Below are 18841 nucleotides of genomic sequence, written 5' to 3' on the forward strand. Positions count from 1 at the left end.
CCAGCGTCGCCTTGGCGGTCAATGCGATTGCGAGTCATTCGCATAGTTCTGCTATCGAGAGCCGCCCGCCGTGTCAGACGGGCCGCACCACGCAACGAAAGCCGATGTGCGAGGTGGCCGAGTCCGCACTCTGGGGAATGCGGGCGGCGGGCCGGTAGCGCTGGCAGTAGTTCTCCGCACACAGGTGCGACCCGCCCTTGAGCACCAAGGTGCGGGGTCCGGCGGACACCCGGCTCCCGCAGCAGGGGCGGGTCGGCAGGTCCTCTGCGTAGTCGTCGGCCGTCCATTCCCAGACGTTGCCGATCATATCGAACAAGCCGTGCCCGTTGGCCGGGAAGCTCCTCACCGGCGAGGTGCGCTCGAAGCCGTCGAGAGCGAGGTTCTCGTGCGGAAAGGCCCCCTGCCAGTAGTTGGCCATCATCGCCCCGCCAGGCGCCAGTTCGTCGCCCCATGCGAAGTCCGCGTCGTCCAGTCCGCCACGGGCTGCAAGCTCCCACTCCGCCTCGCTGGGCAGCGCCTTTCCGGCCCAGGCGGCGTAGGCTTGCGCGTCGCGGAAGCTGACCTGCGCCACTGGGTGGCTTTCCAGCCCTCCGATGGAGGAGCCCGGCCCCGCCGGCGACCGCCAGTTCGCGCCGGCGACGAAGCTCCACCAGCCCTCCCCATCCTCTCGCGGCCCGAACACCAGCGCCCCTGGCGCAACGACGAGGTCCGGCTGCTCAGCGAACAACGGCGGCTCCTCAGCCTCGGTGACATAGCCGGTCGCGGCCACGAACGCGGCGAACTGCGCGTTCGTCACCGGCGTCTCGTCGATCCAGAAGCTGTCGACCTCGACGGGACGAAGCGGCGCCTCCTCCGGATAGAACCGTTCCGAGCCCATGGTGAAACGGCGACCCGCGATGAAGACCATGCCGGCTCGCGCCGCCGCTTCGCTCATCAGCGCTCCGCCTCCGTCAGCCGGAACCAGGCCATGTCGAACACCTTGGTCGTCGGCTGGTATTTGCCCGACAGCTTCAGGGCCAGGTAGGTGCTGCGGCTCTTCACATAGGTATGCCGGCTGGTGTCGCGCAGGCGCTCGATCAACGGCAAGGCCGGCTTCGCCGCCGGGCCAAGATTGGTCAGGGCGTTCAGGGCCTGCAGCTTCACCTTCGAGCTGGGCTCGGTGTCGAGCAGCCGGGTCAGGACCTCAACGCCAGCCTCCGGCCGCCCCTGGCTCAGCGCCTCGGCCAGGGCCACTCGCACCTGCGGCGATGGCTCGGCGGCGAGCCGCGCCTCGAGCGCCTCTGCGGCGCCCGCCCCTTGCGGCCCCAGGATGATGATCCCCTGCGCCGACCAGTAGCGGATCACCTCATTGGGATCGCTCAGCCCTTTGACGAAGGCCGGCAGGTTGCTCACGTCCCGCTGACCCGCCGCCTCGGCCAGCGCCATCACCCGCTTAAGCGGATAGGCCCCTGGCGCGCGGCTGGCTTCGTACCCTTCCAGGGGTGAGCCTTCTGGAATGAAGCCGTTGTCGTTGACTGCGATCATGTGCGCGTCCAGCGCCCGGCGCAGCTCGGCGAGCTTGGCGCGGCTGCCTGCTTCGCCCGCCAGGTTGTTCACCTGGTCCGGGTCGGCCTCCACATCGTAGAGCTCCTCGTAAGGCCGCGGCTCGAAGAACCGCCGCTGCACGGGCGTCAGACGCCCCGCCAGCAGTTCGGTCTCCAGTGACTGGTAGCCCTTGGCCTGCCACTGGAAGGCGCCGTAGCGACCCTGCGGGAGATGCGGCAGGTAGTTGCGGATGTAGCGGAAGCGACCGTCCGAGACCGTGCGGACGAAGTCGTAGACCTCGTCCATGCGGTTTCGCATGCCGAAGGCGTAGGCCTGGGGCTTGGCGGCCTTGCTGGCGAACAGCGGCCGGCCGGCCATTTGCGGCGGCTGCGGCACGCCGGCGATGGCCAGAACCGTGGGCGGCAGGTCGATGTGGGTGACGGGGCTTTCCACCACCGTGCCTGGTTTACCCGGCGCCAGATGGGCCCACTTCTCCGGCACATAGACGACGAGGCCGCAACGTAGCCCCTGCTCGTGGCAGTACCGCTTGGAGGTCGGAAGCGTGCCGCCGTTGTCCGAGTAGTAGAAGACGATGGTGTCGTCTGCGACGCCGTCCGCCTCCAGCTCCGCGAGCCGGGTCGCCAACTGGCCGTCCATGATCTCCATGACGTTGTAGTAGGTGGCGACGTCCTGGCGGATGGCCGGGGTGTCGGGAAGGTAGCTGGGCAGGACCACGTCCTGGGGTTTCACCCGCCCCTCCTGCGGCTGGAACAGCCGGCTCTCGTGAGTGACCATGTGGTTGAACACGGCGAAGAACGGCGCTCCCGCCGGCCGCTTGCGCCAGTGCGCCTCGGCGCTGCTCTCGTCCCAGGCCTGCGCCGGATCGATCTCGCAGTTGTAGTCGGTCTTCTCGTTGTTGGTGCAGTAGTAGCCCACCCTGCGCAGGAACTGCGGCGTGGCCTGCCAGCCGCGGGGGATCTTGGCGATCGCCCGCATCTGGTTGGCCGGCGCGGCGCTTTCCGGATAGGCGCCGGTGATGATCGCGAACCGCGAGGGCGCGCAGACCGGGGCGTTGGAATAGGCCTTGCGGTACAGCACGCCCTTTTTCGCCAGGGCGTCGATGGTCGGCGTGTGGGCCAGCTTGTCCCCGTAGGCGCCGATGAAGGGATTGTTGTCCTCGCTCACCAGCCAAAGGATGTTTGGCTTAGGGCCAGGCGCGGCGGACGCCTCGTCGAGAGCGGCGGCGAAGCCGGCTGCCGCAGCGGCCGACAGCACCGTGCGGCGGTCGAAAGTTGGATGGCTCATGGTCCCCTGCCCTCTCAGTACGCCGCCGTCAGGGTCACGCCGAAATAGCGGTCGGCGTCCTTCGGGATGAAGCCAGTGATGTTGTAGGGGTTCGCCGGGTTGGTCAGCTGCCCCGCACGGCCCATGCCGGACAGAAAGTGCTCGTTGGTCAGGTTGCGCACGAACAGGCTGGCGCCCCAGCGCCCGTCCGCCCGCCGCACGCCGATGCTGGCGTCCGCCGTGCCATAGGCGGGCTGCCGAAGGTCGGCATCCTGCTCCAGCGTGAAGTTCACGCCCGATTGGCCGGAGGCGGTGACCTGCACGAAGCCGTTCAGGTCCGCGGTCAGGTCACGCTCGTAGCGCACCGTTAGCGAACCGCGCCACTCCGGCGCATTGGGCAGCCGCCCGCCGCGCACATTCAGCAGGGCCGAGCCGGTCGGCGTGGTGCGGTAGCAAGCGTTCAGCGGGGAGCCGGTCGAGACCGTCGCGCTGTTCTGCAGCGGCGTCGGGCAGGTCAGGCCGTCCACGTCGACGCTGGTGTCGAGGTACGTCACGCCTCCGCTCACGGTCAGACCCTGGGCCACCTGGCCGAACCATTCGACTTCGACGCCCTTGGACACCGAGCTGCCGGCATTGGTCGGCGCAAACGAAGTGATGCCGCTCACCGCATCCACCCGCGCCGCCTGGACCTGCAGGTTGGCGTAGTCGGCGTAGAAGGCCGCCGTGTTGAGGCTCAGGCGACGGTCGAACAGCTCCAGCTTCAGGCCCGCTTCCCAGGCTTCCACCGTCTCGGGCGCCACCGGCGTCTGATTGGCGAAGTTGGCGGTGACCTCGATGTCATAGGCCGCGCCCTTGTAGCCGCGGGTCCAGGTCACGTAGCTCTGCGCCGTGTCGCTGATCTCGTACTTCAGGCCGACCTTGCCGGAGAGATCATCGTCCTCCGTCGAGCCGGAGCCGCGCGAGGCGGCCAGCTGCGGCACGTCGCCGGCCACCAGGGCCAGGCCCGGGCGATTAGCGCTGTAGCTCACCTTCTCCCGCTGCAGGCGGGCGCCGGCCAGCAGCTGAAGCCGATCGGTCAGCGCGAACTCGCCCTGGCCGAACAGGGCGATCTGGTCGGTCTCGGACTCGGCGCTGTGGAAGGTGGAGGTGTAGGTCGGCACGTTGCACGGCTGGCCGAACACCGCCGGGCCGTTCGCCCCGCCAGCCACGCAGTTGCCGAGACGGCGGCGGAAGCCGCGGGTCACGTCCAAGTTCAGGTAGTAGAGCCCCGCCACATAGGTCAGCCGCTCGCCCGCCGGCGAGGTCAGCCGCAGCTCCTGGCTCCACTGGCGCACGCCAGCCGGCCCACCGTTCAGGATGCCGCGCCCGTTGCTGAACGGCACGAAGATCGGACGTGGCGTGTTCAGCCCGTCCACGTCCACGTTGTTGTCGAAATCGAACCGCTGGTAGGCGGTGATCGAGGTCACGGTGAAATCGCCCAGCTGCAGGTCGGCCTGCAGCGAGGTCAGCCACTGCTCGGTGTTGTTGAACGACGGCACGTCGATGTTGACCTGCCGGTTGCGCTTGCTGGCCACGACGGGCGCCAGCAGCTGCGCCAGCAGCGGCGTCGTCACCTGCAGGTACTGCGGCTGGCAGCAGTCCGCGTCGGTCTCTCGGTAGTCGCTGGTCAGCAGCAGGTTCAGGGTCTCGGTGGGATCCCACTCGAGCTTGCCCCGCACGCCCCAGCTTTCGAAGCCATTCTTGTCCTTGCCCGTGGCGACGTTGGTGATGTGGCCGCCCACGTCATTGTAGAAGCCGCTCAGCAGCCCCTTGAGCCCCGGCGCGAGCGGCCCGGAGACAACGCCCTTCACCCGATACTCGTCCTGTTCGGCGAGGGTGGCGTCCACCCGCGCACGCAGGGTCTCGGACGGACGCGAGGTCACCACGTTGATCACCCCGGCCGTGGCGTTCTTGCCGAACAGGGTGCCCTGCGGCCCGCGCAGCACCTCCACCCGCTCCAGGCCGGCGAGGTCCACGAAGCCCTGGGCCTGGCGCGCCAGCACCACCCCGTCGATCACCGTCGAGACGGAGCTTTCCGAGCCCTGGTTGAACAGCGAGGTGCCCACCCCGCGGATCCGGAATGTGGAGTTCGAGACGTTGTTGTTCTGAGTGAAAGTCAGGGAGGGGACCACCGTCGCCAGGGCGTTGGTGTCGTTGACCTGCCGCTCGGTCAGGGTTTCGCCGGACAGGGCGGTGACCGCCAGCGGCACATCCTGCAGGCGCTCGGCGCGCTTCTGGGCGGTGACCACGACCTCGCCCACCGAGGTCGCGCCGTCCTGCGCCAGCACGGGACCGGCCAGCGCCAAGGGCGACAGAAGCGTGGAGATCAACAGGACACGGGCGAGCGGCGACACCATGGGTACTACCCCCTTCAGCTACAATGCTCGCCAACTCCCATAGGCTAAGTAGAGATTCATAGGCCGAACTTCTGAGCGTGGCTTTAGACGCGCTTATGGCTCGGGATGCGTGCGGTTTTGCCGAGCTGCGCGCTCGGCGCGACCTGCGGCCACCTAGACCAGCAGCTTGTCCATGGTGATCGGCAGGTCGCGGATCCGCTTGCCCGTGGCGTGGTAGACGGCGTTGGCGATGGCTGCGGCGGTGCCCACGTTGGCGAGCTCCCCGATGCCCTTCACGCCCAATGGGTTCACCTTGGTGTCCACCTCCGGCACCAAGATCACGTCCACCTGCGGCACGTCCGCGTTCACCGCCACCAGATACTCGGCGATGTTGTCGTTGACGTAGCGCGCCCGCTTGGCGTCCACCTCGGTGGCTTCCAGCAGGGCCGAGGCCATGCCCCAGATCATGCCGCCGAGATACTGACTCCGGGCGGTTCGCGGATTGACGATGTGGCCGGCCGCAAAGGCCCCTGTCATCCGCGGCACCCGGATTTCGCGGGTCAGGCGGTGGATGCGCACCTCCACGAACTCGGCGCCGAAGGCCGCCATCATCGGCTTGCCGCCGCCAGCGTTGCCTTCCTGTTGCTCGCCTTCCTCGCCGCCGCCGCCGCCCATCGAGCCCTTGTAGAGGGCGCGAACGGCCTGGGGCCCCTGCCCCGGCGGCCACCACTCGGCATACTCCTCGATCTGGGTGACGCCCAATCGGCGGAATGCGTCGTCGAGGTCGTTCGGCGCCGGCATCGCGCCGCCGAAACGTGCGGCGATCTTGCCGGCGGCGGTGTGCACCGCCGAGCCGGCGCTGGCGGTGGTCATGGAACCGCCTGCCACCGGACCCGGCGGCAGGGCGCTGTCGCCCATTCTCACCGTCACCTGGCGTGGATCGAGGCCCAGCCGCTTGGCCGCGATCTGCTGCATGGCCGTGTAGGCGCCCTGCCCCATGTCGTGGGCCGCCACTTCCACGACCGCCTTGCCATCGGCGGTCAGCCGAATGCGGGCCGTCGAAGCCATCATGTTGGTCGGGTAGGTCGCCGTGGCGCAGCCCCAGCCGATCAACCAGTCGCCCTGGCTCATGCTCAAAGGCCGAGGGTTGCGCCGGCTCCAGCCGAAGGCCGCCGCCGCCTGGTCGTAGCACTGCATCAGCGAGCGACTGGTGTAGGGCGCTCCGCTGATCGGGCTCTTCTGCGTGTCGTTGATCCGGCGCAGCTCAACCGGATCCATGTTCAAGGCGACGGCAAGCTCGTCCATCGCGCTTTCCAGGCCGAACATGTAGGGCGTCTCGGGCGGGGAGCGCATGAAGCCCGGTGTGTTGCGGTCGGCCTTCACCAGGGTGACGGAGGTGGCGATGTTCGGGCACGCGTACATCTCGACGGTGTTCTCAACGCCGCCCACCATGTAGTCGTCGGCCCGGCTGGTGACCTCCTCGCCGTCATGGGCGAAGGCCACGAGCTTGCCGTTCCGATCAGCGCCCAGGCGCACCCGCTGGCGCGTTTCGGCCCGGTAGGTGGTCAGTCCGTAGGCCTGCTTGCGATGGAGGACGAGCTTCACCGGACGGCCAAGGTCCCGCGCCGCCAGCGCCACCAGAGCGGTCCGCTGGGTCAGGATGCCCTTGCCGCCGAAACCGCCGCCCACATAGGGGTTCACCAGATGGACTTTGGCCGGATCCACCCCAATCTGCTCGGCCAGTCCGTTGGCCGTTGAATAAACGAACTGGCTCGGTTCGTAGAACGTCAGCTGGTCGCCGTTCCACACCGCCGTGGTGGCGTAGAGCTCGATGGGGTTGTGGTGCTGGGTCGGCGTGGAATAGCGCGCATCCACCTTCACCGGCGCACGGCTCCAGCCCGCAGCGAAGTCGCCCGCCTTCTTGGCGTTCTTCTGCGCCTGCTCCGGAACCTTCTTCACCGCTCCAGGGCTGCCGAACGTCGCCGCCGGCGCCTGCGCGGCGTAGCGGACCTCGATTCGGTTGGCCGCGTCGCGAGCGATCTCGTAGCTGTCGGCCACCACCATGGCGACGATGTCGCCGTCGTGGCGCACGCGATTGTCAGCCAACGGGATATTGGTGTCCGACATGTAACCGCCGGTCATGATGTGCTTGACCGCCTTGCGGGGCGGAGCGTTGCGGTGCGTGTAGACCTTCATCACGCCCGGCATGGCTTCGGCCTTGCGCACGTCGAGGCTTGCGATTGTCCCGCGCGCCACGCCGCTGGTCTTGAAGAAGGCGTACAGCGGCCGTGCGATCGGCTCGTCGGCGGCGTAGAGCGGCTGTCCTGTCACCTTGGCGGTCGCTTCGTATCGCGGGATGGCCTGCCCCATGTTCTCCAGGGGCTGCGGCACGGGCGGAGTGGGCTGCAGCATCTTCAGACCTCCATCGCCTTGGCTTCCAGAAGCGCTCGCGTGATCGTCGCCGGGCCGAGGGCCACCTTGAAGCGGTTGTGTTCCCGCGGCCGAGCCTGAGCGAACTCGGCCTCGGCCGCCGCGCGGATCGCCGCCTCCGTCAGGGGCTTGCCGCGCAGCATCCCTTCGGCGGTGCGCGCCCGCCAAGGCGTGGTCGCCACCCCGCCCAAGCCGATGCGGATGTCTTCGGCTACGTCCCCGCGCATGCGCAGCGCCACTGCGGCGCTGGCGTTGGCGAAGGCGTAGCTCTCCCGGTCGCGAACCTTGCGATAGAGCGAGCGCGGCCAGGGCTCGCCCGGAACCACAAAGCCGGTGATCAGCTCGCCGGGCTGCAGGCTGGTCTCGATGTGCGGCGTCTCGCCGGGCGGGCGGTGTAGTTCGCCGAACGGCACGCTCCGTGCGCCGCCGGGGCCCAGCACCTCCACCACCGCATCCAGGGCCGCCAGCCCCTGAGCCCAGTCTCCGGGATAGGCCGCGATGCACTTGTCGGACACGCCCAGCACGGCGTGAAGACGGTTCACGCCGTCCATGGCCGCGCAGCCCGACCCCGGGATGCGCTTGTTGCACTCGGAGTAGCTGGTGTCGCGGAAGTAGGGGCAGCGGGTCCGCTGGAGAACGTTGCCCCCCACGCGCGCCATGTTGCGCAACTGCTGGGAGGCGGCCAGCCACAACGACTGCTGCAGCACGGGATAGTCCCGGGCCAGCATGCCGTTGTCCGCCAGCTCGGCCATGGATGACAGGGCGCCGATCCGCAGGCCTTCGCGGTTGCGGCTCACCCCCCGCAACAGGCGATCGTCGAGCCGGCTGATGTCCACCAGCCGCGTCGGCTGCATGACGTCCAGCTTCATGAGGTCGAGCAGGGTGGTGCCGCCGCCCAGATACTGCACCGGGGCGTTCACATGTCCCGCCCCCTCGCTGCGGGCCATCGACACGGCTTCGGCGATGGCCTTCGGTCGCTCATAGGTGAAGGGGCGCATGTCAGGCCCGTCCCATCTGGCTCTTGGCCTGGTTGATGGCCGCCACGATGTTTGGATAGGCGGCGCAGCGGCACAGGTTGCCGCTCATGTACTCGCGGATCTCATGGTCCGTGCGCGCGTGGCCCTCCTGCACGCAGGCGACCGCCGACATGATCTGGCCCGGCGTGCAGTACCCGCACTGGAAGGCGTCGTTGTCGATGAAGGCCTGTTGCATCGGATGCAGCTTGCCGCCCCGCGCAAGCCCCTCGATGGTCACCACCTCGCGCCCCTCGGCCTGGGCGGCGAGCGTCAGACACGAAAGCACCCGCTCGCCGTCCAGGTGCACCGTGCAGGCGCCGCACTGGCCCTGGTCGCAGCCCTTCTTGGTGCCGGCCAGATGCAGGTGCTCGCGCAGGGCGTCCAGCAACGTGGTGCGGGTGTCGAGGTCCAGCTCCCGGCTCTCGCCATTGACCTTGAGCACCACGCGCCGGCGCACCGGCGCATCAGGTAAGGCCGGAGCGGCGGCCTCCGGTGTCTGCGCCGAAGCGGCCTTCGCGCTCACCGCCACCACCGGCGAGGCGCCGAGCAGGCCGCGGCGTGAAATCTTCGGCGTCTCCACGATCGCAAGCTCCCAGCGGTGAGGCCCATCGGGACGGTCGCCGCACGCAGCTCCGCCGCCCCAGAATCCATAACTCGCGATCGCAGAGCGCTGTTTGCCGAAGTCTGCGTAAGACTTGCCTGATCCTGCCGCTGGCGCGTTTTCTATCTACCGTGAATGGTGGAACCTGCGCCAAGGAGGCTGCTGCATGGACACCCTCAAGCAGGCCATCGTCCGGTACGCCGACCGGCACGCAGATACGGAGGGCTCCGCGCTGACACCGCTGCCCGGCTTGCGGCTCATGTGCCGACGCCGGCCGAGCGGACCAATGCCTTGCGTCTACAAGCCCCTCGCCTGCCTGATCCTGCAGGGCGCCAAGCAGTTCACCATCGGCGCCGAGACCCAGGTCTTCTCCGCCGGCCAATCGCTGGTGGTCGCCCTCGACACGCCGCTGGTCGCCCAGGTGGTGCAGGCGTCGGTCGAAGCGCCCTACATCGCCTTGGCCATCGAGCTGGACATGGGCCTGGTGCGCGATCTCGCCCTGGAGCTCGACGGCGTTGAGCCCGCTTCCGAAAGCCTCTCGCCGCTATTCGTGGAGGATACCGAAGCGGCCGTGCTCGACTGCGCCCTGCGGCTCATGCGGCTTCTGGACCGCCCGGAGGCGACCTCCGTGCTCTACCCGGCGATCTCGCGGGAGCTCCATTACTGGCTGCTGGCCGGTCGCCACGGAGCCGAGATCCGCCGCCTGGCTCGCCCTGACAGCCAGGCGCAGCGGATCGCCAAGGCGGTCCGCATTCTGCGCGCCGACTATGCCGAAACCGTGCCGGTGGAGCGGCTGGCGATCGCGGCAGGCATGAGCGTTTCGGCCTTCCATCGTCGCTTCAAGGCCGTCACCTCGCTCACCCCGGTGCAGTTCCAGAAGCAACTGCGCTTGCTGGAGGCGCGCCGGCTGATGCAGGCGGAGGGCCTGTCGGCGAGCCTTGCGGCCTATGGCGTGGGCTACGAGAGCGTCTCGCACTTCAGCCGGGACTATTCGCGCATGTTCGGCGTCTCGCCGCGTCAGGACCTACAGCGTCCGCAGCGCCGCAAGACTCCGACGTTCGCCCTCGCCGCCGCGACGCCCGTGGTCGAAAGCTCCAGTCTCTAGCGGCCGTCCGGACGGTAGCGAAGCGCCTCCACCAATAGGGCGAAGGCGGGCGTCACCTGCCGCCGGCTCGGGTAGTAGAGGTGGAAGCCGGAGAACGGCGGCGACCAGTCCTCCAGCACCTGCACCAGCTCGCCCCGTTCGATGTACGGGCGAACCTGCGGCTCGAACAGAAAGCCGATGCCCAGCCCGTCCAGCGCCGCCGTCAGGATCGGCCCGATGCTGTTGAACACCAGCTGGCCTTCCACCCGTACGCGCAGCTCCTGCCCGTCCTTCTCGAACTCCCAGGCGTAGAGGCCGCCATAGGTCGGCAGCCGCAGATTGATGCAGCTGTGCGCCGTGAGGTCCTGAGGGACCTTCGGCTTGGGCCGGGTCGCGAAATAGCTCGGCGTGGCCACGGCGATCATGCTGATGTCCGGCCCGATCCGGACGCTGATCATGTCCTTGGCCACCAGCTCGCCGAACCGCACGCCGGCGTCATACCGCTCCGCCACGATGTCGGTGAGCGTGTTGTCGGTGAACACCTCGACGCTGATGTCCGGGTGCTCCGGCAACAGCTTGCGCAGCGCCGGCCAGATCACCGTCTCCAGCGCGAACTCGCCGGCGGTGATCCGGATGTTGCCGGCGGGCTTGTCGCGGTTCTCCACCAGAACCGCCAGTTCGCTCTCGATCTCCTCCAGGCGGGGGGCGAGGGTCTGCATCAGCCGCTCGCCCGCTTCCGTCGGCGTGACGCTGCGCGTCGTGCGGGTCAGCAGCCGCAGCCCCAGCCGCTCTTCAAGCCCGCGAACCGTGTGGCTGAGGGCCGACTGGGAGACGCCCAACCTGGCGGCCGCCCGCGTGAAACTGCGCTCGCGCGCCACCGCAAGGAACGCTGCGAGGTCGTCGAAGTTGGTGCGGGCCATGTGAGCCAGGAGGATTGATGAGCTGCACTCATAACCACATGCGCTCTTCGCCGTCTAATCACTGAACGAGAGCTGGACTAGACCGCTGCTGCGGGCCTCCCCCGCCTGCCCCAATCACCTAGCGAGAGCAATCCGATGCCCGTGAAAGCCTTTGGCGCCTTCGCCGCCGACAAGCCGTTGCAAGCCCTCGACATCGAGCGACGCGCCGTTGGGGCGCACGACGTCCAGATCGAGATCGCCTACTGCGGGGTCTGCCACTCGGACCTGCACACCGTCCGCTCGGAATGGGAAGGCACGCTCTACCCCTGCGTTCCCGGCCACGAAATCGTCGGCCGCGTGTCCGCCGTCGGCGGCGAAGTCTCCAAGTTCGCCGTGGGCGACATCGTCGGCGTCGGCTGCATGGTCGATAGCTGCAAGCACTGCCACGAGTGCGACGACGGGCTGGAGCAGTACTGCGCCCACGGCTTCGTCGGCACCTACAACGGCCCGACCGAAGACGCCCCCGGCTACACCATGGGCGGCTACTCCCAGCGCATCGTGGTCAAGGACAGCTTCGTCCTGAAGATCTCCCATCCGGAAGACCAGCTCGCCGCGGTGGCGCCCCTGCTCTGCGCCGGCATCACCACCTACTCGCCCCTGCGCCATTGGAACGTCGGCCCGGGCAAGAAGGTCGGCGTCGTCGGCATCGGCGGTCTCGGCCACATGGGGGTGAAGCTCGCCCACGCCATGGGCGCGCACGTGGTGGCCTTCACCACCTCCGAGTCCAAGCGCCAGGACGCCCTGGACCTGGGCGCCGACGAAGTGGTCGTCTCCCGCAATCCGCAGGAGATGGAAGCCCACACCGGCTCCTTCGACTTCATCCTCGACACCGTCGCCGCCAGCCACAACCTCGACGCCTTCACGGCCCTGCTGAAGCGCGACGGCACCCTGTGCCTAGTGGGCGTGCCGGAGCATCCGCACCCCTCCCCCACCGTCGGCGTGCTGATCTTCGGCCGCAAGTCGATCGCTGGCTCGCTGATCGGCGGCATCGCCGAAACCCAGGAGATGCTCGATTTCTGCGCCCAGCACGGGATCGTCTCGGACATCGAGATGATCAAGGCTCAGGAGATCAACGACGCCTACGAGCGCATGCTCAAGAGCGACGTGAAGTACCGCTTCGTCATCGACAGCGCGTCGCTGGCCGAAGCGGCCGCCTGAAGGCCCTAGCCGGCCAGCTTCAGCTCTACGGGCGCGCCTGGCGTGAACTGCGCCAGCAGCCCGTAGAGTTCGGAAATCTCGATCGGCTTGGCCAGGTGCCCGTCCATGCCGGCCGCCAAGTAGCCGGCCACGTGCTCGGCGCCGGCGTCGGCCGACAGCGCGATGATCGGCGTGCGGGCCTGGCCGGTCTTGGCTTCCCATTGCCGGATGGCGCGCGTGGCCTCGGTTCCGTTCATCTCGGGCATCTGCATGTCCATCAGCACCAGGTCGAAAGCGGCGGTCTCCACCGCGCGCACGGCCTGGGCGCCATCGGCGGCGATTTCCAGCTCCACGTCCAGGGCGTCCAGCATGGCCCGCAGGACCCGCTGGTTGATGGCGTTGTCCTCCGCCGCCAGGATGCGCAGGACGCGTCCGGGCTGGGCCGCAGCCGTCGGCGTCTCAGCCGACGCCGCCCCCGCGGCAGTCTTTCCGCCCTTGGCGTCTTCCCACAGCCACTCCACGGCCAGGAGCTCGCCCACCGTACGCAGCAGCTCGCAGTTGTTGATGGGCTTGCTGACATAGGCGTCGGCGCCGGCGGCGCGGGCGGACGCCTCGCCTTCCTCGGCGTTGTTGGCCGACACCGCCACGATCGGCACCGCCTTGAGCGGCTCGATCACACGGATCAGTCGGGTGGCCTCCAGCCCGTCCATCCCCGGCATCTTCAGGTCCATCAGGATGATGTCCGGCGAGGTGAGCTGCGCCAGCCGCACGGCCTCGCGCCCCTCGCAAGCCACTTCCGTGGCGAAGCCCAACTGCTCCAGCAGGTCGCACAACAGGCCGCGGTTGTCCTGGTTGTCGTCGACCACCAGCACCCGGCGCCGCTCGCCCGCGTACCCGACGATCTTGCTGGAAGCGACGTGCTCCTCCACCGGCGCGGCGTCGGCCAGCGGGAAGCTCGCCTCGAACCAGAAGCTGGAGCCGTGCCCGACCCGGCTTTGCACCTGGATGGTGGCCCCCATCAGGCCGGCCAGCTGCCGGCTGATGGCCAGGCCAAGGCCCGCCCCGGCTTCCCGCCCCTCAAGCCCGCCCACCTGTTCGAACGGCCGGAAGATCTGCTCGAGCTCGTTTTCGCTGATGCCCGTCCCACTGTCCTGCACTTCGAAGCGCAGGCGCGCCGTCTCACGGGTGCGCTCCACCAGGCCGACACGCAGCGACACGCGCCCTTCGTTGGTGAACTTCACCGCGTTGCTCAGCAGGTTCAGCAGGATCTGGCGCAGGCGCTTGTCGTCCGCCGACACGGCCTCCGGCACCGCGTCCTCGACCTCGCAGTTGAACGCCAGTCCCTTTTCCTCGGCCCGCACCTCGATCATCTCGGCGACGGCGGCGATGGCGCCGCGAACGCTGACCGGCGCAGGATGCAGCTCCATCTTGCCGGCCTCGATCTTCGATAGGTCCAGCAGGTCGGTGATCAGCGACAACAGGTGCACGCCGCTCCGGTGAATGGTCCGCACCGAAGCCAGGTGCTCCGGCGCAAGCCGCGCCCGCTCCAGCAGCTGCGCGTAGCCCAGCACCGCGTTGAGGGGCGTGCGCAGTTCGTGGCTCATGCTGGCCAGGAACGCGGACTTGGCCTCGCTTGCCCGCTCAGCGGCCTGCTTGGCCTTCGCCAGCGCGACCCGCGCTTCGGCCTGGGCGAGATCTTTCTCCAGCGCGTCCTGGCGCGTGCGCCGCATGCGCAGCAGCATGTAGAGCGCAATCACGACCGCCCAGACGCCCATGATCATCAGGTACAGTCGGGCTGGCCCAACGCTTGAACGCTGCAGCGTCATGGACTCGATGCGGAAGCTGTAGTGCCCGGACGGCGGGCTCGTGCCGGTCGCGACTTCCACGGCCACCACATTGTCCAGCTGAAGGCGGCCGAGCTCGACGGGGATGTTCTTGCCCATCAGCCACCACTCCGCGACGCTGAAGTCCTGCGGTTCGAAGACAATGGTTTGGCGGCCCTCACGAACCGTGAACTCCACCTTGTTGACCTTGGCGGTCGAACGGTCGCCGTGAGTGCTGTAGCGGGGATCCTCGTTCTTCAGCTGGAACCGGAGGGTCTTGGCGGGACCGTGGTAGTCCAGCGTCAGAGCGATCTTCTCGAGATTGCGCAAATCGACGCCGGGGAGGCTGCCGTTGCCGTCCAGCACCACCTCGTAGCCGCAGTAGCGGGCCGACAGCGCGGACTCGCGCACGTCGCAGTTCCAGGACAGAGGACCAGGGCTCGTCATGGTCGAGGCGCCGCCGCCCACCTCGTCGGCGTACCCGCTGAAGCTGAAGGCGTTCGTCCGCCCGGGCGCGACCTCGATGTCGCGGCCGAAGATCTCGTGCTGAAGCGCGATCACCCCGCCCGTGAGCAACAGCAGGCCGATTAGGCACAACTCCGCCGTAAGGCGGCGCATGCGCGACATGTGGCCCACCGGGCGGGTTAATTCCTCAGTAACCGAGATGGTCAACTCGCAAGGGCCCCCACCCGAACAAAACTTCAGCGAAGCTCTACCGGAGGAGGGTGAACAATTGCCTTCGCGAAAGTCGCAGCTCGATTGGGCGTCAGCCTCCAAGACCAGCTGAATACAATTCGAAGATCACAGCGCACCGCAGGGTTGTTGCCACCCGCATCGCCGGACACCTCTAGTCCTTTGTCAGCTGTTGGACCTGCTGGCGCAGCAATCGGATGGTCTCGCTCTGCCGCTTCAGCAGCTCCAGGATCTCGCGCTGGCGCAGCACGTCGATCTTGTCGTGCAGGCGCATGATCTCCAGCTCGGCCCGCAGGTTGACCACATAGTCGTGCTCGGCCGCCTGCCGGTCCCGCGCCGCCGCACGGTTCTGGCTCATCATGATCACCGGAGCCTGCAGGGCGGCGATCATCGACAGCATCAGGTTCAGGAAGATGAAGGGGAACGGGTCGAACGCCAGGTGGTGGCCCTTGCCCCAGGCGTTCCAGGCCATCCAGCCGGCGAGCAGCACGGCGAAGGCGACGATGAAGGTCCATGAACCGCCCACCGCCGCGACATTGTCCGCCAGCCGCTCGCCGAACGAGCGGTCGTCCACCCTCAGCTCCCGCGAAACGCCGGTCGGCTGCTCTGTGGCGATCAGGTCGATGACGCTTTTCTGGACCGGGCTCAGCTCGCCATAGCCGCAGCCCAGCAGTTCCTGCGCCAGATGCTCGTTGCGATGCGCCGACTCGCCCATGGGCCCCACCTTTGCCTTGCGCCGTAAGGGCGCCGGACCGGCTCGACGGCAAGACGGGCTGGACTTCCCGCTCCGGCCGACGGATCGTTCCTCCATGAGCAGGCCCTGGTTCGGCGTGAAGCGCTACGGGATTGGCCTTTCGCCCACTTCGGGCCAAGGCTGGGCGGCCCTGCTCGCCTATGTGGTCACGCTTGCGGCGACGCCGTTGCTGGCGGTTCGGCTAGGCGCCCCTTCGTGGATCGTGCCGCTGGCGTTGGCAGCCGAGACCGCGGCCCTGATCGCAGTGGTGTTGCTGAAGGGCGACGGCAAGCCCTGGCGGTGGCGCTGGGGCCAGCGGCGCTAGGCGTCTTTGGCCTCTGCTGCGCCTCGGCGGCAGGCTGAAGTGACGGATTGTCGCACGACTCCACTAGCTTGAGGGCGAAATCGCCCTTAGGGAGCCAACCAACAGGTGTGGTGTCGGCAGTCGTCTGCGCGCGCCTTCCAAGACAGGGACGAGAGTACGAATGATCCTGGATGCAGTGGAGATCGGCTCCAAAGCGCCGCACGACGTCAACGTCATCATCGAAGTGCCGATCGGCGGCGAGCCGATCAAGTACGAGATGGACAAGAAGTCCGGCGCCCTGGTCGTCGACCGCTTCCTCTACACCTCCATGCGCTACCCGGGGAATTACGGCTTCATCCCGCACACCCTGTCAGGCGACGGCGACCCGGCCGACGTGATCGTCGCCAACACCCGCGCCCTGATGCCCGGCTCGATCATCAGCGTGCGCATCGTCGGCGTCCTGCTGATGGAAGACGAAGGCGGCCAGGACGAGAAGCTGCTGGGCGTTCCGTCCGCGTGGCTGACCAAGCGCTACGACAACGTGCAGAACTACACCGACCTGCCCGAGATCACGCTGAAGCAGATCGAGCACTTCTTCGCCAGCTACAAGGACCTGGAGCCCGGCAAGTGGGTGAAGGTGCTGGGCTGGGGCGATGCCGACGCCGCCCGCAAGTCCATCGAAGAAGCCATCGAGCGCCACCGCCAGGCGCAGAAGTAGACCAAACCCCCAGGGCGCGCTGCGGCGCGCCCTGCACGTCCTTCTGCAGTTGAGAGCCGCCATGCCCCGCCTCGCCACCTCTGCGGCCCTGGCCGCCCTGCTCGCTATCTCGGCGCCCGCCGTCTCCTCGGCCGCACAGCCTGCGCAGGTCGCGGCCCAGGTCGCGCCTGTCGAGGCGCCGGCCCGCTTCAAGATCGGCGCGCTGGACGCCGTGGCGCTGCTCGACGGGACCATGACCGTTCCCAACAACGGCAAGATCTTCGGCGTGGGGCGGCCGACCTCCGACGTCGCCGCGACGCTGCAGGCGGCGGGTCTGCAGGCCGATCAGCTGCACCTCAGCCTTCAGCCGCTGCTGGTGCGCAGCGGCGACCGCACCCTGCTGTTCGACGCCGGCATGGGCGAAGGCGTCACCCCGACGACGGGTCGGCTGCAGAGCGCGCTGAGCGCCGCCGGCGCCAGCGCCGGTCAGGTCACCGACATCTTCATCTCGCACGCCCACGGCGACCATGTGGGCGGATTGCTGACGCCTGCGGGCGCCCTCGCCTTCCCGAACGCCGCGATCCGCATGTCCGCGCCGGAATGGGCGGCGCTGCAGGCCGACGCCCGACAGGCGCGGCTGGTGACGGCCATCACGCCCAAGGTTGCGACCTTCGCACCAGGCGCGGTCGTCCTGCCCGGCCTCGTCACCGCCGTGCCGGTGACCGGCCACACGCCGGGGCACAGCGCTTACGAGATCGCGTCCGGCGCGGAGCGGCTGCTCTACATCGGCGACAGCGCCCATCACCACGTGATCTCGGTGCGCCAGCCCAACTGGACCATCCAGTTCGACCGCGACGCGCCGACCGCCGAGGCCAGCCGCCGGGCGCTGCTGCAGCGTGCGGCCGACCAGAACCTGCGCCTATACGCCATCCACTTTCCTTACCCGGGCGTCGGCCGCGTGAAGCCGCAAGGCGACGGCTTCGTCTGGGTTTCGGAAGGCCGTTAGACGTCGGCGCCTTCAGGCGCCGGTGCACGGCCAAAGGCGGCGCGCCCAGCTCACGGTTTCCTCTCCGAGCCGGGGCGCGTCTTCGCCACCATAAGACTTCAGGCCCACGTACCTGGCCACAAACGCAGCGCCCGGACGGCCGGTCAGATCCGCCAGGGCGCCCGCCCCCTGCTCCGCGGCGATCGCCTTGGCCATCACATACCCCAGCGCGTAGAGCACCTCGTCGCCATAGAACCCAAGCTCGTAGATATCCTGGTAGCTGACCTTGGCGCCTGTCGCGAGGCCATGCACCGACAGCTCCAACTGCGTGATGCTGCGCCCCACCATCCGCACATTGCGCAGCATGCGCCGCCGCTCCTCGTCGGTGGCGGGATCAACCGTGTCCGGCAAGGCGATCAGGTCCGCCACGCGGCTGGCGACGCCTTCCATGGCGAGGGCGGTGAAAAGATCCGACATCGCCGGGCTCTGCTCGCGACGCACAGCGCACGCCTTTCCCTCGGCGGTGGAAGCCCGCCCGGCCTGCGCCTGCGTCTGAACGGCGTGGAAAAGCTCGTGGATCAGGATCGTCGCCGCCAGGCGCGCTGACGGGACCCGCTCCATGTTGAGGTAGAACGCAGGCTCCCCGAAGGCGAACCCGCCGGACGTGCCGCCGACCACCAGATAGCCGGTGACTTGCCCGGTCGCTTCCGCGGGGACAAAGGGCGCCATGTCGGCTTTGCCCCGCTCGAGAAGCCCTTGGGCCGGGTCCTCGAGGTCGGCGAGCGCCTTGGCCACAGGTTCGGCGTTGTCACGCAACCGATCGAAACGGAAAACGCCAGGATCCGGCGCGCCCGCCTGCCGATGCGCGGCCGCCATCAGCGCCTGCGCGAAGATCGTCTCGTCCGCGGGACGGCCATAACCGAGCGCCTTGCGGATCAGGCCCTGATTGCCCGGCAGCCGGGCGATCTCCAACGCCTGCGCGGTCGTCAGATTCTCGTTCCGGACAGCGGCGAGCACCGCATGGGCCGCCCGCGAATCGATCCGCACCTCGAGGCCCGCAGCCTGCGCCTGCCCCGCGAAGGCCAGCAGAGCGAAAGCCAGAACGATGATCCCGCGCATGCGAACGGCTTCCCCCAACCGACAGCTCCTAGGTATCTAGCTCCGGCAGGTGCAGCAACGCTCAGCCCGTCTGCGGC

15 protein-coding genes are annotated in these 18841 nt (G+C 68.4%); 5 read left to right on the forward strand and 10 right to left on the reverse strand.

Going from position 1 to position 18841, the window contains the following annotated elements:
• Positions 1-73: 73 nt before the first annotated feature.
• The 6 genes from DJ018_RS15960 to DJ018_RS15985 form a co-directional block, all read right to left on the reverse strand.
• Positions 74-934, reverse strand: coding sequence for a formylglycine-generating enzyme family protein (locus tag DJ018_RS15960; protein WP_205853788.1), 861 nt, complete (start codon positions 932-934; stop codon positions 74-76).
• Positions 934-2829 carry a sulfatase-like hydrolase/transferase gene (locus DJ018_RS15965; protein WP_111515967.1) on the reverse strand — a complete coding sequence of 632 codons (1896 nt, stop codon included), beginning with the start codon at positions 2827-2829 and terminating at the stop codon, positions 934-936. Before DJ018_RS15965 ends, DJ018_RS15960 begins: the two co-directional genes overlap by 1 nt.
• Positions 2830-2843: 14 nt before the next feature.
• Positions 2844-5204 (reverse strand): TonB-dependent receptor, encoded by a 2361-nt coding sequence (locus DJ018_RS15970; protein WP_111515968.1) that lies wholly within the window; start codon positions 5202-5204, stop codon positions 2844-2846.
• A gap of 153 nt (positions 5205-5357) precedes the next feature.
• Positions 5358-7595 (reverse strand): xanthine dehydrogenase family protein molybdopterin-binding subunit, encoded by a 2238-nt coding sequence (locus tag DJ018_RS15975; RefSeq protein WP_205853789.1) that lies wholly within the window; start codon positions 7593-7595, stop codon positions 5358-5360.
• A gap of 2 nt (positions 7596-7597) precedes the next feature.
• Positions 7598-8611: an FAD binding domain-containing protein gene (locus DJ018_RS15980; RefSeq protein ID WP_111515969.1), complete on the reverse strand. Its 1014-nt coding sequence runs from the start codon at positions 8609-8611 to the stop codon at positions 7598-7600.
• Position 8612: 1 nt separating this feature from the next.
• Entirely contained in the window at positions 8613-9209 is a 597-nt protein-coding gene (locus DJ018_RS15985; protein WP_240609584.1) for a (2Fe-2S)-binding protein, read from the reverse strand.
• Between the two features lie 187 nt (positions 9210-9396).
• On the opposite strand from DJ018_RS15985, the gene DJ018_RS15990 reads away from it, so the two are divergent.
• Complete coding sequence (locus DJ018_RS15990; protein ID WP_111515971.1) at positions 9397-10335, forward strand: AraC family transcriptional regulator; 939 nt, start codon at positions 9397-9399, stop codon at positions 10333-10335.
• Here DJ018_RS15990 and DJ018_RS15995 read toward each other — a convergent pair.
• A complete protein-coding gene (locus DJ018_RS15995; protein ID WP_111515972.1) occupies positions 10332-11234 on the reverse strand; it encodes a LysR family transcriptional regulator in 903 nt (300 codons plus the stop codon). The genes DJ018_RS15990 and DJ018_RS15995 overlap by 4 nt on opposite strands.
• A 135-nt stretch (positions 11235-11369) precedes the next feature.
• On the opposite strand from DJ018_RS15995, the gene DJ018_RS16000 reads away from it, so the two are divergent.
• Positions 11370-12431, forward strand: coding sequence for an NAD(P)-dependent alcohol dehydrogenase (locus DJ018_RS16000; RefSeq protein WP_111515973.1), 1062 nt, complete (start codon positions 11370-11372; stop codon positions 12429-12431).
• A gap of 5 nt (positions 12432-12436) precedes the next feature.
• Here DJ018_RS16000 and DJ018_RS16005 read toward each other — a convergent pair whose 3' ends face one another.
• Positions 12437-14860: a response regulator gene (locus DJ018_RS16005; RefSeq protein ID WP_111515974.1), complete on the reverse strand. Its 2424-nt coding sequence runs from the start codon at positions 14858-14860 to the stop codon at positions 12437-12439.
• Between the two features lie 220 nt (positions 14861-15080).
• Complete coding sequence (locus DJ018_RS16010) at positions 15081-15641, reverse strand: DUF1003 domain-containing protein (protein ID WP_111515975.1); 561 nt, start codon at positions 15639-15641, stop codon at positions 15081-15083.
• Positions 15642-15735: 94 nt separating this feature from the next.
• Between DJ018_RS16010 and DJ018_RS16015 the strand changes: the two genes are divergently transcribed.
• The 3 genes from DJ018_RS16015 to DJ018_RS16025 all read left to right on the forward strand — a co-directional run bounded on the left by DJ018_RS16015 (position 15736) and on the right by DJ018_RS16025 (position 17666).
• Entirely contained in the window at positions 15736-15984 is a 249-nt protein-coding gene (locus DJ018_RS16015; protein ID WP_111515976.1) for a hypothetical protein, read from the forward strand.
• Positions 15985-16144: 160 nt separating this feature from the next.
• Positions 16145-16681, forward strand: coding sequence for an inorganic diphosphatase (ppa, locus tag DJ018_RS16020; protein WP_111515977.1), 537 nt, complete (start codon positions 16145-16147; stop codon positions 16679-16681).
• Between the two features lie 61 nt (positions 16682-16742).
• Entirely contained in the window at positions 16743-17666 is a 924-nt protein-coding gene (locus DJ018_RS16025) for an MBL fold metallo-hydrolase (protein ID WP_111515978.1), read from the forward strand.
• Between the two features lie 12 nt (positions 17667-17678).
• On the opposite strand, the gene DJ018_RS16030 is transcribed toward DJ018_RS16025, so the two are convergent.
• Entirely contained in the window at positions 17679-18782 is a 1104-nt protein-coding gene (locus DJ018_RS16030) for a DUF5700 domain-containing putative Zn-dependent protease (protein WP_165842949.1), read from the reverse strand.
• Positions 18783-18841: the final 59 nt, after the last annotated feature.

Source organism: Phenylobacterium deserti (genome assembly GCF_003254705.1).
Classification (GTDB): domain Bacteria; phylum Pseudomonadota; class Alphaproteobacteria; order Caulobacterales; family Caulobacteraceae; genus Phenylobacterium; species Phenylobacterium deserti.